The 13,908-nt window shown below is 72.2% G+C and carries 12 protein-coding genes; 2 read left to right on the top strand and 10 right to left on the bottom strand.

Going from position 1 to position 13,908, the window contains the following annotated elements; genetic code table 11:
• Position 1 precedes the first annotated feature (1 nt).
• From ACYVP9_RS04535 to ACYVP9_RS04510, 6 genes are all read right to left on the bottom strand, one after another.
• Complete coding sequence (locus tag ACYVP9_RS04535; protein WP_460603504.1) at positions 2-1,636, bottom strand: methyl-accepting chemotaxis protein; 1,635 nt, start codon at positions 1,634-1,636, stop codon at positions 2-4.
• A gap of 13 nt (positions 1,637-1,649) precedes the next feature.
• Positions 1,650-2,075, bottom strand: a complete 426-nt coding sequence (locus tag ACYVP9_RS04530) for a chemotaxis protein CheW (RefSeq protein ID WP_460603503.1) — start codon at positions 2,073-2,075, stop codon at positions 1,650-1,652.
• Positions 2,072-4,429, bottom strand: a complete 2,358-nt coding sequence (locus tag ACYVP9_RS04525; protein WP_460603502.1) for a chemotaxis protein CheA — start codon at positions 4,427-4,429, stop codon at positions 2,072-2,074. The genes ACYVP9_RS04530 and ACYVP9_RS04525 overlap by 4 nt, the downstream gene beginning before the upstream one ends.
• A gap of 156 nt (positions 4,430-4,585) precedes the next feature.
• Positions 4,586-5,083 carry a L,D-transpeptidase gene (locus ACYVP9_RS04520; protein ID WP_460603501.1) on the bottom strand — a complete coding sequence of 166 codons (498 nt, stop codon included), beginning with the start codon at positions 5,081-5,083 and terminating at the stop codon, positions 4,586-4,588.
• A 135-nt stretch (positions 5,084-5,218) separates the two neighbouring features.
• On the bottom strand, positions 5,219-5,884 hold the full coding sequence (locus tag ACYVP9_RS04515; protein ID WP_460603500.1) for a YdeI/OmpD-associated family protein: 666 nt from the start codon (positions 5,882-5,884) through the stop codon (positions 5,219-5,221).
• On the bottom strand, positions 5,881-7,263 hold the full coding sequence (locus tag ACYVP9_RS04510) for a hypothetical protein (protein WP_460603499.1): 1,383 nt from the start codon (positions 7,261-7,263) through the stop codon (positions 5,881-5,883). Before ACYVP9_RS04510 ends, ACYVP9_RS04515 begins: the two co-directional genes overlap by 4 nt.
• A gap of 189 nt (positions 7,264-7,452) precedes the next feature.
• Between ACYVP9_RS04510 and otsB the strand changes: the two genes are divergently transcribed.
• Entirely contained in the window at positions 7,453-8,241 is a 789-nt protein-coding gene (otsB, locus tag ACYVP9_RS04505; protein ID WP_460603498.1) for a trehalose-phosphatase, read from the top strand.
• Positions 8,242-8,275: 34 nt separating this feature from the next.
• Entirely contained in the window at positions 8,276-10,030 is a 1,755-nt protein-coding gene (locus tag ACYVP9_RS04500) for a serine/threonine-protein kinase (RefSeq protein WP_460603497.1), read from the top strand.
• Between the two features lie 3 nt (positions 10,031-10,033).
• Here the strand turns inward: ACYVP9_RS04500 and ACYVP9_RS04495 are convergent, their stop codons facing one another.
• The 4 genes from ACYVP9_RS04495 to ACYVP9_RS04480 form a co-directional block, all read right to left on the bottom strand.
• Positions 10,034-11,461: an alpha,alpha-trehalose-phosphate synthase (UDP-forming) gene (locus ACYVP9_RS04495; protein WP_460603496.1), complete on the bottom strand. Its 1,428-nt coding sequence runs from the start codon at positions 11,459-11,461 to the stop codon at positions 10,034-10,036.
• A 31-nt stretch (positions 11,462-11,492) separates the two neighbouring features.
• Positions 11,493-12,353: an RluA family pseudouridine synthase gene (locus tag ACYVP9_RS04490; protein ID WP_460604285.1), complete on the bottom strand. Its 861-nt coding sequence runs from the start codon at positions 12,351-12,353 to the stop codon at positions 11,493-11,495.
• Between the two features lie 53 nt (positions 12,354-12,406).
• Positions 12,407-12,979, bottom strand: coding sequence for a signal peptidase II (gene lspA, locus ACYVP9_RS04485; RefSeq protein ID WP_460603495.1), 573 nt, complete (start codon positions 12,977-12,979; stop codon positions 12,407-12,409).
• 47 nt (positions 12,980-13,026) lie between these two features.
• The coding region (locus tag ACYVP9_RS04480; protein WP_460603494.1) for a TraR/DksA family transcriptional regulator at positions 13,027-13,908 on the bottom strand (882 nt) is incomplete at its 5' end.

The following is a 13,908-nucleotide window of genomic DNA, read 5'->3' as shown; positions in this document are numbered from 1 at the left end:
CTCAGACGGTGAACTGCGCGACCTGCGAGCGCAGCTGGGCGGAGGTGGCCTGCACCGAGGCGACGGCCGACTGGCTGGTGTTGAGGCCTTCGGAGGTCGACGAGGCGGCCTCGGACACGGAGATGATGTTCGCGGCGATCTCACCGGACCCGGCGGCCGCCTCGGTCACCGAGCGCGCCATCTCGTTGGTGGTGGCGGTCTGCTCCTCGACCGCCGAGGCGATCGAGACCTGGTAGTCGTTGATCTGGGCGATGATGCTCGAGATGTCGCCGATGGCCGCGACCGCGGCGTCGGTGTCGGCCTGGATCGTCTCCACCCGCCGGGCGATGTCCTCGGTGGCCCGCGCGGTCTCCTGCGCCAGCTCCTTCACCTCACCGGCCACGACCGCGAAACCCTTGCCGGCCTCCCCGGCCCGCGCCGCCTCGATGGTGGCGTTGAGCGCCAGCAGGTTGGTCTGCTCGGCGATCGAGGTGATCACCTTCACGACCGAACCGATCTCGGCCGACGACTCACCCAACCGCGACACCGTCGCGTTGGTGCTGGCCGCGGCATCGACGGCCGAGGCCGCGACCCGGGCGGCCTCGGAGGCGTTCTGGGCGATCTCGCGGATCGAGGCACCCATCTCCTCCGAACCGGCGGCGACGGTCTGCACGTTGCGTGACACCTGCTCGGCCGCGGCCGACACGACCTGCGACTGCACCGAGGTCTCCTCCGCCGACGCGCTGATCACGCCCGAGGACTCCGACAGCTGGTCCGCCGCACCGCTCAGCACGGTCGCGGACTCGGTGACGTGGCGCAGCATGTCGCGCAGCGACTTCTGGGCGTTGCCGAGCGACCGGGCCATGGACCCCATCTCGTCGCCGTTGTCCACCTTGGCCTCGCGGGTGAGGTCGCCCTTCGCCATGGCGCCGAGAGCGGTCTCGACCTCGCGCACCGGGCGGACGACCAGGTTCGCGATCCAGCGCGCCACGACAAGGCCGAGCAGGAGAGCGATCGCTGCGACGATCGCGAGCAGCAGTTCCGCCTCGGTACCGGCGTCGTCGACCGACTTCAGATTCGCGTTCAAGCCCTTTGCCTCGGCCGCCTCGGTGGTGTCGAGGGCGTCGGCGGCCTTGCCGGCGAGCGTCTCACCCTGGTCGATCACGGCGGCCAGCTTCGCCATGGCCTCGGGCGCGGTCGACTTGGCGAGCGGCAGCATCTGGTCGTCACGCAGGGTGCGCCACTGCTCCCATACCGACTGGAAGGTGCGGAACGCGGGCTGCACCTCACCGATGGACAGGTACTCCTTCGTCGCGTCGTCGAGCTCGCCGTCGGTCTCGGCGATCTTGTCAGTGAAGGTCTTGAGCACCGCCGCGTCCGACGTGTCCGCCAGTCCCATCTGGGCCACGAGCATGCGCGACTTCAGCTCCGACTGATGCACGAGTGCGAGCGGCGTGACCTCGTCGTTGATCGCCGTCGACACGTTGTGGGCGGTACCGGAGACGTTCTCGAAACTCATCCAGGCGACCGCGACGACGGCGATCAGGCCGGCGATCAGCAGGCCTGCGAGGCCGTAGATCTTCTTGGCCACGCCGGCGTCACGGATGACGGACAGCGGCGAACGGGAGGACGGGCGGGGGGCGGGGGAAGTGGTCATGTCATGTCCTCGGTCAGGCCGCAACGGTGACGGCACGGTCGACGTCGAGCGCCAGGAGCAGGCGGTCGTCGAGCTTGTAGGCGCCCTCGATGAGGTCTCGGGCGATGCCGTCCACGGTGTCCGGCGGGGCTTCGAAGATGCTGGTGTCGACATCGACGACGTCGCCGATGCGGTCGACCAGCAGGCTGATCACCTCGCCGTCGATGCGCACGACGACGTTGGTGGGGGTCTCGTCCTCACCGCGTTCGGCGAGGGCGAGGCGGCGGCGCAGGTCGAGCACGAGCACGACCTCGCCACGCAGGTTCATCAGGCCCGACACGGCACCGGGGGCGAGGGGAACACCGGTGGAGCGATGGTCCTGCAACACCTCCTGCACCCGGGACACGGGCACGCCGTACAGGTTGTCGCACAACGTGAACGTGGCGAGCTGCTGGTTCATGCGGGCACCTCCATCGGGTACGCGGCGGTGTCGACGGCGGTGTCGACGGCGGCGTCCGCGTCGAACGGGCGGTAGAAGCGGGGGTCGGCGGCGAGGATCGCGGAGCGCACGTCCAGCAGCTCCGTGACCCGCTCCTTGACCACGAGCGAGCCGAGCAGGCCGCTGTCGTCGATGTCGCTGCGGGTGGCGGCGGACGCGTCGACGATGTCGATGATGCTGTCGACGCCCATCGCCACGCTGCGTCCCTCGCTGGCGTAGACGACGACCGGCAGGGTCTCGCGCGCGGCGTCGCCGTAGCTGCCCAGCAGCTGTCCGAGCCGGATGAGCGGCAGGATGCCGTCCTGGCGGCGGATGACCTCGCGCTGGCCGACCCGTTCGATCTCGGCCGTCCGCACCTCCTCGAGGCGGGTGACGCTGGCCAGCGGGATCGCGACACGGCGGTCCTCGCCGAGGCCGACGAGCAGCATGCGCTCCTGGTCGGTGCTGACCAGACCCTCGCCCTTGCCGGCGTGGTCGACCCGCTCGGTCGCCTCGGCACGCAGCGCGGTGCGGGCGATGCACTGGATGTCGAGGATCAGCGAGACGCGGCCGTCGCCGAGGATGGTGGCGCCCGAGAAGATGCCGATGCCCTTCAGCAGCCGGCTCAGCGGCTTGACCACGATGTCCTCGGTGTTGACGACGCGGTCGACGACCAGGCCGAAGCGCCGGCCCTCCGACTGCAGCACGGCGATGACACCCGAGTGGCGAGCACCCTCGTCGTCGCGCTTCTTGTGCAGCAGCGCGTCGAGGCGGACGAGCGGCAGTAGCTGTCCACGCAGCCGGTAGACCTCCGCCCCGCCGACGTGCTCGATCGCGTCCCGCGAGCGGGCGGCGGCCGAGTCGAGGGCGACGAGCTCGAGCAGGTTGACCTGCGGCACGGCGAAGGTGTCGCCCGCGCAGTCGACGGTCAGGGCCGGGACGATCGCGAGCGTCAGCGGGATGCGCAGCCGGCAGGTGGTGCCGCGGCCGGGCTGCGACTCGACCTCGATGGTGCCGCCGATGTTCTCGATGTTCGTCTTGACGACGTCCATGCCGACCCCGCGACCGGACACGTTGGTCACGGCGGCGGCGGTCGAGAAGCCGGGGCGGAAGATGAGCTGCAGCAGGTCGGTGGGCGACATGGCCGCGGTCTGCTCGGCGGTGACGAGCCCCTTGCGGACGGCACTCTCGCCGATCTTGACCGGGTCGATGCCGCCGCCGTCGTCCGACACCTCGACGACGACCTGACCGCCCTCGTGGAACGCGCGCAGCGTCAGCGTGCCCTGCTCGGACTTGCCGGCGGCGCGGCGGGCGGCGGGCGCCTCGATGCCGTGGTCGACGGCGTTGCGGACGAGGTGGGTCAGCGGGTCCTTCACGGCCTCGAGCAGGGTGCGGTCGAGCTCGGTGTCCTTGCCGACCATCTCGAGCTGCACGCTCTTGCCGCACTGGGTGCCGAGGTCACGCACGACGCGCGGCAGCTTGGACCAGAGGTGCTCCATCGGCTGCATGCGGGTCTTCATGACCTCTTCCTGCAGCTCGGTGGCGATGATGTTGAGCCGCTGCGTCGCGCGGACGAGATCGGCGTCGCCCGAACCGGACGCGCGGCGCATGACCTGGTTGCGGGTCAGCACGAGCTCGCCGACCAGCCGCATGAGCGAGTCGAGCAGCTCCACGTCGACGCGGATCGAGGAGTCGGCGATCGTCCGGCGGGCGGCGCCCTCCTCGCCGGCGGGCGGTGCGGCAGGGGCGGCAGGGGCGGCCGGTGCGGGCGGCACGGGTGCTGCCGGCGGCGCGGGCGTGGCCGCGGGTGACGGGGTGGCGGCCTGGACGGGCTCGGGCTCGCCGTCCGTGTGCTCGTCCGCTGTCTCCTCGTCGGTCTCGTCGGTCTCGTCGGTCTCGTCCGTCTCGTCTGCCTCGTCGACGACCTGCGGCTCGGGCGCGGGAGCGGCGGTGCCGTCGAGCACGGCGCGGACGGCGACGACCGCGTCGGCCACGTCGACGCCGGCGTCCGTCCCCGTGGCCTCGATGGCGGCGAGCAGCTCGCGGACGGAGTCGACCGTGGCGAGCAGCGCGTCCGTCGTCGCCGGGGTCATGCGCATGACCCCGTCGCGCAGCTTGGCGAGCAGGTTCTCACCGACGTGGGTGAGCTCCTCGAGCCGGGAGAACGCGAGGAAACCGCTCGTGCCCTTCAGCGTGTGGATCGTGCGGAAGATGCTGGCGAGCAGGTCCCGCGAGTCGGGTGTCCGCTCGAGCGACACCAGGTCACGGTCGAGCTGGTCGAGGTTCTCGTAACTCTCGACGAGGAACTCGGCGACGATCTCGTCCATACCGTCCATCGGCGGACACTCCCCGGTCGATCACGAACCGCAGAACTGTTCCGCGGATACCGGACCATCGGTTCGTCCACCACGCGCATGAGAGGTTCTCAGGACGAAGGGACCAAAGTCCCGTTCCTTCGCCTGCCGGACGAAGATCGACCTCAGGCGGACGGATCAGGTGAGGATGCGCACGATCGTGCCGACCGTCCCCCAGCGGTACAGGGTCGCGATCGCGGTCAACGGCATGCGGACGCAGCCGTGCGACCCCTCCCGCTTCCACCGCCAACTGCCGAACGGGAACGTCTGCCATCGCGCGTCGTGGAAGCCGTACAGCGGGGCGTCGAAGGTGATCCAGTAGCGCACGTGGAAGGCCCCGCCGCCCGACGGGTACAGCGTCGTGTTCCGCGTCCGCGTCTGGATGCGGTAGGTGCCGCGCGGGGTGTCGGAACCGACCCGTCCGGTGGTCACCGGGCTGTGGAACGCGACCTTGCCGTACCGGCACAGCCAGAGGTGCTGGCGCGACACCTTCACGATGACCTTCTTCGGCGCCGTGTTCCACCGACAGTGGTTGCCGGTGACCGGCATGAGCGGCGCGGCCGACGCCGGTGCGACCGCGACCAGGCCGGCCGCCAGGAGCGTGATCGTGACGAGCAGACAGCGCAGTCGGGTCATGGCCTGATCCTCACCGGGGTGCCCACGGGCGCCCACCTGTAGAGCTTCGCTATCGCCCGGACGGGCAGGTGGACGCCGCCGAGGAACCGTCGGTGCGCCACCGCGCGCAGCGCTGTGGTCAGCACGGCGAGCCCCTCACGGCGTCGCCTCCCGGGCGGCGCGGGCGGCCCGCTCGACCCACTTGGGTGGGGTGCCGTAGCGCTGGGTGGGGACGAGGCGGCCGTGCGCGCAGTCGTCGACCAGCTGGGCCATGCGCTTGTCGCGGGTGGCCTGCTGCTTGGCGCCGAGCACCCAGCTGATCGCCGTCCGCCGGTAGGACGGCGTCGTCGCGTCCCAGAAGGCGGACGCCGCCGGGTTCGCGGCCAGCAACGCAGCATGCTCGGGCGGCAGCTGCCGGTCGGCGTTCTCGTAGGCGTAGGTGCCGCTGCGGTCGGCGCGGCGGCGCTCGAACGCGGCGAGCCCGGCCGGGTGCATCCGTCCCTCGACCGTCAGCCGTTCGACGAACGCGATGTTGACCTTCGACCAGGTCGAGCCGGGGCGGCGCGGGGTCCAGCGCTGCCGGCCGGTGTCCTCGTCGATGCGCTCGTACCTCGAGTCGATCCAACCGAAGCACAGCGCCTCGGGTACCGCGTCCTCCCAGGTGAGCCCGCGGTCGGGCACGTGCTTCTTGCGCAGGCCCATCCAGAGGTCCGGCGCCGTCTCGTGGTGGGTCTCGAGCCACGCGCGGAACTCGTAAGCGTCACGGAAGAACAGCGCAGGTTGCGCGTCCGTCCCGCCGGGGGTCCCCGCTGTGCCGGTCACTGCCCCGGGGGCACCGGACGGCCGTTGAGCACGACGTCGCCGTAGCCGTTGCGGGGGTCGGTGATGTAGCGCTCGAGACCGCGCATCTCGCGGTCGTGCTCGCGGCGGATGTCCTCGCGCATGATGGTGGTCGTTCGCCATTCGGCGAAGATCATGCCGAGGAAGATGGTGCTGAACACGACTGCGGCGACGATGCCGCGGGCGATGACCTCGATGGTCGTCCGGGAGACGTCCAGCACCGTGAAGACGGACGTGTCGGAGTCGGTGCCCACGACGTCCTGCTGACCGACCTTGCCGGTGAACAGGAAGATCACGATGAAGGCCACCGCCACCCACATGAGGTAGCCGCCGAGTCGGGAGGCGCGGGCCAGCTCGCCGCGGGCCTCCGCGAGCGACAACGGCCGCGAGTAGACCTTGCGGTAGATCACGAACAGCCACGGTGTGAAGGCCAGGACACCGACACCGACCATCAGGACGCCGTTGCCGACGATCTGCTCGATCAGGCCGAACACGACGATCGTGAACAGCGAGTAGAACGGCGCGATCGTCACCAGGAACCACCCCGGCAGGCCCGAGGACGGGAAGAGGCTCTTGACCCGGGCCGCGCCCTTCAGCATGCCGCTGGGCACGGACAGCACGACCGGCAGCAGCGTGAGCGCGTACTGGACCGCCAGCGACAACCTGATGCCGCTGATCGCCTCCTCCACCGCCTGCAGCGTGCCGTTCTGCGCGCCGATCGCGCGCAGGCGGTCGACGTCGGCGATGACGTCGACGGGCGCGAGCGCAGCCAGCATCGGCAGGACGATCGACACCAGCCAGCAGGCGAGCAGGGTGCGCGACGAGCGGCGCAGCTCGGTCCACCGCGTGATCACGACGAAGCAGCCGACGGGCACGAGCACCAGCGAGATGACCGGCACCCAGTTGATGAACTTGCCCAGGCCGGTCAGGTACTCGGTGTCGGCCTTGGCGGCGTCGACCACCGACAGGATCACCGACAGCAGCAGCACCGGCAGGGCGACCATGAGGCTGCTGCGCCGCCAGGCGAACATCCCCTGCAGCCGGTCGAAGATGCCGGCCTGCTCCAGCGCCACCCGCTCCTTCGGCGAGACGACGACCTGGGCGACGTTCCAGTCGACCGCCCGCCGGATGTGGGTCCAGAGGCCGGCGCCGGGCGGACCCGCCGGGGGGCCGTAGGGCTGCGGCCCGAACTGCTGCCGTCCCTGCTGCGGGCCCTGCGGGAACTGGTTCGGCGCGAACTGCTGCTGCGGGAAGTGCTGCGCTTGCGGCTGCGGCGGCACCGGCCCGGAGTGGAACGGCGGCTGTCCGGGCTGATCCGTCTGCGGGTACTGGCCGGGAACCGGTGGGTTCGGGTGGGTCACGGTGCTCTCCTGCTGTCGCGCGTCCGCGGGGTGGGGTGATTCTGGCAGTCGGCTGAGCCCACGTCTGTGGGTAGAAGGACCCGCTCGGGCGCCGCGACGGACCTTCGCACCCGATCGTCCGTCGGGCGTCCGTCCGGGTCAGGGGTGCTGGCATGCCTCCCGCGCGGGACGTCCAGCAGGATGGGCGGGGTGGATGCCGACGAGCTCGCCGCCGCCCTGCGACCGCACCTGGACGGCGCGCTGATAGCGACCGACTTCGACGGCACGCTCGCGCCGCTGCAACCGGACCCCGAGGACTCCCGCCCCGTGGCGGGCACGGTCGAGGCGCTGACGGCACTGTCCGTGGCCGGTGCGCAGGTCGCGGTCGTCACCGGACGCGACGCCCGCACCGTCGTGCGGCTCGGCGGCCTCGACGCCGTCCCCGGGCTGGTGGTGGCCGGCGTCTACGGCGCCGAGACCTGGCGCGACGGCGAACTCACCACGCCCGACACCCCGGAGGCGATCGAGGCATTGCGCGAGCGGCTGCCCCGCGTGCTCGACGACGCCGATCCCGCCGTGTGGATCGAGGACAAGCGACTGTCGCTGGTCGTGCACGCCCGCAGGGCCACGGACCCGGCCGCCGCTCTCGAGGCGCTCACTCAGCCGGTGTCGGCGGTGGCGGACGAGCTGGGTTTCGAGGTGCATCCCGGCAGCGGAGTCATCGAGCTGCGCCTGCCGGGCTTCGACAAGGCGGGAGCGGTCGCCTCGCTGATCGAGTGGCGCCACCCGACGTGCGCCCTGTTCCTCGGCGACGATCTCGGCGACGTGCCCGCGCTGGAGGAGATGCAGCGGCTGCGGTCGTCGGGCACCCCGGCCTGGGCGGTCGCGGTCGCGTCGTCGGGCGTGGCCGAGGCGTCCGCGGCGGCCGACGTCGTCGTGCCGGACGCGGACGCCGCGGTCGCGCTGCTGTCGGCCCTCACCGCCGGCCGCGACCGGTAGGGTCGCAGTCCGTCCGCCTGGCGAAGGGACCGGCGTGAACGACGCCCCCGGTGAGGAATTCGGCCCGTACGTGCTGGAGCACGTGCTCGGCCGCGGCGGGATGGGGGTCGTCTACCGCGCTCGCGACCGCGTGAAGGGGCGTGTCGTCGCCCTCAAGCTGTTGCCGCGCGAACTCGCCGCGGACGAGACGTTCCGGCTCCGGTTCCAGCGCGAGTCGCGCGTCGCCGCCAAGCTGCGCGACCCGCACGTCATCCCGATCCACGACTTCGGCGAGATCGACGGCCGGCTGTTCATCGACATGCGGTTGGTCGACGGCCACGACCTGGCGGACGCGATCGCGGCCGCGGGACGGCTCGCGCCGGCGCAGGCGGTCGCGATCGTGGCCCAGGTGGCGAGCGCGCTCGATGCCGCCCACGCCGCGGGCCTGGTGCACCGGGACGTGAAGCCGGCGAACATCCTGCTCACGGGCGCCGACCGGCCCGGCCGGCCCCCGTTCGCGTACCTCGTCGACTTCGGCATCGCTCGTGCGGCCGCGACCTCGACGACAGCAGGCCAGGTCACGACCACCGGGACGATCGGCACGGTGTCGTACATGGCGCCCGAACGCATCCTGGGCGGCCCGGGCGACGGCCGTGCCGACGTCTACGCGCTCGGCTGCGTGCTGTACGAAGCGCTGAGCGGGCGGCGGCCCTTCGACGGCGAGCCCGCGGCGGTGCTGTACGCCCAGGTCAACCAGCCGCCCCCGGACCTGGCCACGGCCGTGCCCGGCCTGCCGGCAGGCCTGATCGCCGCGGTCGAGCGCGCGCTCGCGAAGGACCCCGACGACCGTTTCGACACCGCCGGCGCGTTCGCGGACGCTGCCGCGGCGGCCGTGGCGGTACCCGCCGCGACGGGTTCGACGGTTCCCGCCGGGGACGACGCCCCCACGGCCCGCCTCGGTGCCGCGCCTGCGCCGGTCACCGACCCGCTCACCCCGGTACCTGCCGGTCCCGGTCCGGACGAGCGCACCCGGCGGGCCGGCGGCGTCACGCCCCGGCCCCCGGACCCGATACCCTCGCCCACCGAACCACGACGCCGGCGCACCCCCGTCGTGCTCACCGCCGCCCTGGTGCTCGCGGCCGCCGTCGCCGTCGTGGTCGTGGTGGCGACGAGCGGCGACGACGGCGACGACCCGGGCGCGGCAGGCCGACCCGGCGGCGGCACCTCGGCGCAGGCGCCCTCGATGTCGGTCGGATCGCCTGTCGGGTCAGTGCCGCCCACCTCCCCGAGCACCTCACCGAGCACCTCACCGAGTACGTCCCCGAGTACGTCCCCGAGTACGTCCCCGGGCAGTTCGTCGCCGGTGCGTCCCGCCCCGCCACCCGCGCCGTTCCGGTCGGCCGGGCTGTTCGCGCTGGCGGCGCCGTACTTCCTCCCCCGCCAGTGCGTCGCCGACCCGCCCGCGTCGGACGCGCCGTTGGCGACCCGGCTGCGCGACGTCGAACTCGTGCGCTGCGAGTCCGGGACGTACAGCGCCGTGTTCTTCCGCAAGGCCGACCGGGCGGGGCTGCTGGCCGAGCGCGAGCTGTACCTGGGCGAAGCCGTCGACGGCACCCTGCGTCCCGTGACCGGCGGCGCCGGCAGCGCCCGCGTCAGTCTCGCGCGGTCCTTCACCCACAAGCCCTACAGCGGACGGACTCCGCCACGGGTCTACTGGGAGAGCGCGTCGACGTTGTGCGCCGCCGAGCTGCAGCCGCGCGGCGACCAGGACACCCGGACGGTCGTCGCGTTCTACCGCTCCGGCCGCTGACCCCTACCGGGTTGTCTTCTCCAACTCGTCGAGTTGCGCCTGGAACCAGGCCGTCGGCGGCAGGCCCACCGCGGCCTCGCGCATGCGCGCGGCGCGGGCGGCGCGTTCCTTCTGCGGCATGATCAACGCCTCGACGAGCGCCTGCGCGGTGCCGGCGACGTCGAACGGGTTCACCTGGATGGCGTCGTCGCCGAGCACCTCCGCCGCCCCGGTCTCGCGCGACAGCACGACCGCCGGTTCGTGCTCCGACAGCACGAGGCCCTCGAGCACCACCAGGTTCATGCCGTCGCGGATCGAGTTCACGAACACCACGTCGCTGCGCCGCATGATCGCCAGGGCAGCGGGGTAGTCGTCGCCGATGTCGAACAGCAGCGGCGTCCAGTCGTCGGTCTCGAACTCGGCGACGATCTCCTCCGCCAGCCGCTCGAGCCGCGCGGTGTACTCGCGGTACGCGGGGACGTCCTCGCGGGACGGGTTGTTGTAGACGGCGTGCACCACGCGTCCGCGCCACTCGGGACGTGTCCGCAGCAGTTCGCGATACGCGAGCAGGCCGCGGTAGACGTTCTTCGACAGCTCGGTGCGGTCGACGCGTCCGATGAGCAGGCGGTCGCCGACCACCTCGTCGAGCAGGCGCAACTGGTTGTCGACCTGCTTGCGGGACGCGAGCTGCCGCATCTCGTCGCCGTCGACGCCGAGCGGCCACACCCGCGCGGCCGGCGCGTCGACGCCGACCACCTTCTGCGCCGTCTCGCGGAAGAGGCCCGCCCACCGCTCGGTGTGGAACCCGATGACGTCCGCCCCGAGAATGCCCTCGACCAGCTCGCGGGCGACGTCGTCGGGCAGCACCTCGAAGTCGGACGGGTTCACCCACGGCGTGTGGGTGAAGAAGCCGATGCGGACGTCGTCGCGCAGCTCGCGCAGCATGCGCGGCACCAGGAACAGGTGGTAGTCCTGCACCATCACCCGGGCGTTCGGTGCGGCGGCCTCGGCCAGCGCGTCGGCGAAGGCCTGGTTGAACCTCACGTAGCTGGACCACTGGCGCCGCCAGCCGGCGTCGAACGCGGGCTCGGTCGAGAGCCCGTAGAGGCGGTGCAGCACGAACCAGAGCGTCGAGTTGGCGATGCCGTTGTAGGCGTTGCGGAACGTCTGGGCGTCGAGCGGCAGCATCCGCACGTCGAAGTCGCCGGCGAGCGCGTCGGCGACGAACGGCACCTCCGAGATCCGTCCGCCGGGCGAGCGGCGGGCGAGCACCCGCTCGCGGTCGTTCATCGCGGCGCTCACCCACACGGCGTCCTCGGTGCTCGACAGCGCCGCCTGCATGCCCGACACGAGGCCGCCGCTGCCGCGGCGGACCTGTTCCTCGTCGGACTCCTCCCCCGCCACGACGGTCAGCGGTCCCCGGTTCGATGCGACGAGCAGTGGCGCGGTCATGCCGTCCGTCCTACCCCAACGCCGGTTGAGGTCACTGTTCGTCGCGCAGGACGTCCAGGGCGTGGGCGAGGTCGTCGGGCAAGGGGGCCACGACCCGCAGTTCGGTGCCCGTGCCGGGGTGCTCGAACGCCAGCTCGCGGGCGTGCAGCCACTGCCGGTGCAGCCCGAGCCGCGCGGCGAGGGTGGGATCGGCGCCGTAGGTGAGGTCGCCGACGCACGGGTGCTTGACCGCGGCCATGTGCACGCGGATCTGGTGGGTGCGGCCGGTCTCGAGGTGCACGTCGAGCAGCGACGCCGCCCGGAACGCCTCCTCGGTCTCGTAGTGCGTGACGGACGGACGGCCGCCCGCGACCACGGCGAACTTGTAGTCCGAGCCCGGGTGGCGTCCGATGGGCGCGTCGATGGTGCCCCGGGACGGGTCGGGATGGCCCTGGACGAGCGCGCTGTAGCGCTTGTCGACGGTGCGTTCCTTGAAGGCCCGCTTGAGCAGCGAGTACGCCCGCTCGCTGCGGGCGACGACCATCGCCCCGGTGGTGCCGACGTCGAGACGGTGCACGATGCCCTGGCGCTCGGCGGCCCCCGACTCGGCGAGCCGGTAGCCCATCGCGGCGAGACCCGACGTGACGGTCGGACCGGTCCAGCCCGGGCTCGGGTGGGCGGCGACGCCGACGGGCTTGGCGACGACGACGACGTCGTCGTCCTCGTGCAACACGATCAGCCCGTCGACCGGGGTGGGCGGGGCCGCGGGGACGGCGGACGGCTCGTCGACCCCGAGCAACGAGCCCGCGTGCACCTTGGCGCTGCGGGCGGCCGGGGCACCGTCGACCGTCACGTGACCGGCGTCGATGAGATCGGCGGCGGCGGTGCGCGAGTAGCCCAGCAGCCGTGACATCGCCACGTCGAGGCGCAGCCCGTCCAGCCCGTCCGGCACCGGGAGCAGGCGGCTCACGAGCGCTTCCGGGTGCCGGACGACGGCGCCCGGCGGCCGTCGAACTCGACGCCGCGCAGCGCGAGCACCGCCGCGAGCACCGCACCGACGACGATCGCGGAGTCGGCCAGGTTGAAGATCGGCCACTTCTCGCCGTTGCGGGCGAAGACGCTGATCCAGTCGACGACGTGGCCGCGGCCGATGCCCGGCTCGCGGAAGATGCGGTCGCCCAGGTTGCCCAGCGCGCCGCCGAGGATCAGGCCGAGCGAGACCGCCCACCCGGTCGAGCGCAGCCGCTTCGCCGTGCGGATCAGCACGACCACGACCACGAGCGCGACGACGGTGAGGATCGCGGTGAAGCCGGTGCCCAGCGAGAACGCGGCCCCGGAGTTGCGCGCCTGCTGCAGGTAGAACAGCCCGTCCAGGATGCGGACCGGGTCGTCCGTGCGCTTCAGCTGGGCGACGACGACGATCTTGGAGACGACGTCGAGCGCCAGCGCCAGCACCGCGACGACGGCGAACAGGACGACGCGGCGGGGCCGCTCGACGCGGACCGTCGCCGCGGGATCGTCGGCAGCGGGCTCGGTCACCGCGCCATCATTCCAGGCGGTGCCGAGGGAACTGCTGGGTGACCGGTCTACCGGCGTTCCTCGAGCGCCTTGCAGGTGACGTCGAGGGTCGCGGCCGGGAAGGCCTGCAGCCGCGCCTTGGCGATCGGCTTGCCGCAGCGCTCGCAGAAGCCGTAGGTGCCCTTGTCGATGCGCTCGACGGCCCGCTCCATCTGGGTCATCAGGTCGAAGCGGTTCGCCGCGATCGACTGCTCCTGCTCGCGCTCGAACGTCTTGCTGCCGGCGTCGGCCTGGTCGTCGCCCGCGCCGTCGGAACTCGAGCGCTGCAGCTCGTCCAGGTCGTGCATCGACACGTCGTACGCGTCGTGCATCTCGGTCAGCTCGTCGACGAGCTGCGCGCGGACCTCGGCCAGCTCGGCCTGGGTCCAGTCGGAACCGCTCGGCACGGCGACCTCGTCGTCGGCCTTCTGGGCGGGCGGGGTGATCGGGGTGGTGGTCACAGGTGGGGTTGCCTTCTCGTCCGGTGGCACCGGCGTCGACGAGGTCGTCGACGCGGACGGTGCGGGTGTCGGTGAGGTCTTCACCGGCGCGGCGCTCGGGGTAACCGCGGCGGGGGCGATCTTCGTCGCACCCTCGGACACCGGACCAGCCGGACTCACCGACTTCTCGGCTGCCGCCCGGGGGGCGGACGCGGCCCGGGTGGCGGCCCGGGTGGCCGACTTCTTCGCCGGGGCCTTTGTGGCCGGGGCCTTCGTGGCGGGAGCCGCCTTCTTCGCGGGAGCCGCCTTCTTGGCCGGTGCCGCCTTCTTGGCCGGTGCCGTTTTCTTGGCCGGTGCCGTCTTCTTGGCCGGTGCCGCCTTCTTGGCCGGAGCCGCCTTCTTGGCCGGAGCCGCCTTCTTGGCCGGAGCCGCCTTCTTGGCCGGAGCCGCCTTCTTGGCCGGAGCCGCCTT

It is taken from the genome of Jatrophihabitans fulvus, assembly GCF_054781375.1.
Note: the sequence above shows the minus strand (reverse complement) of the source record. Positions and strands in the feature narration are given on the sequence as shown.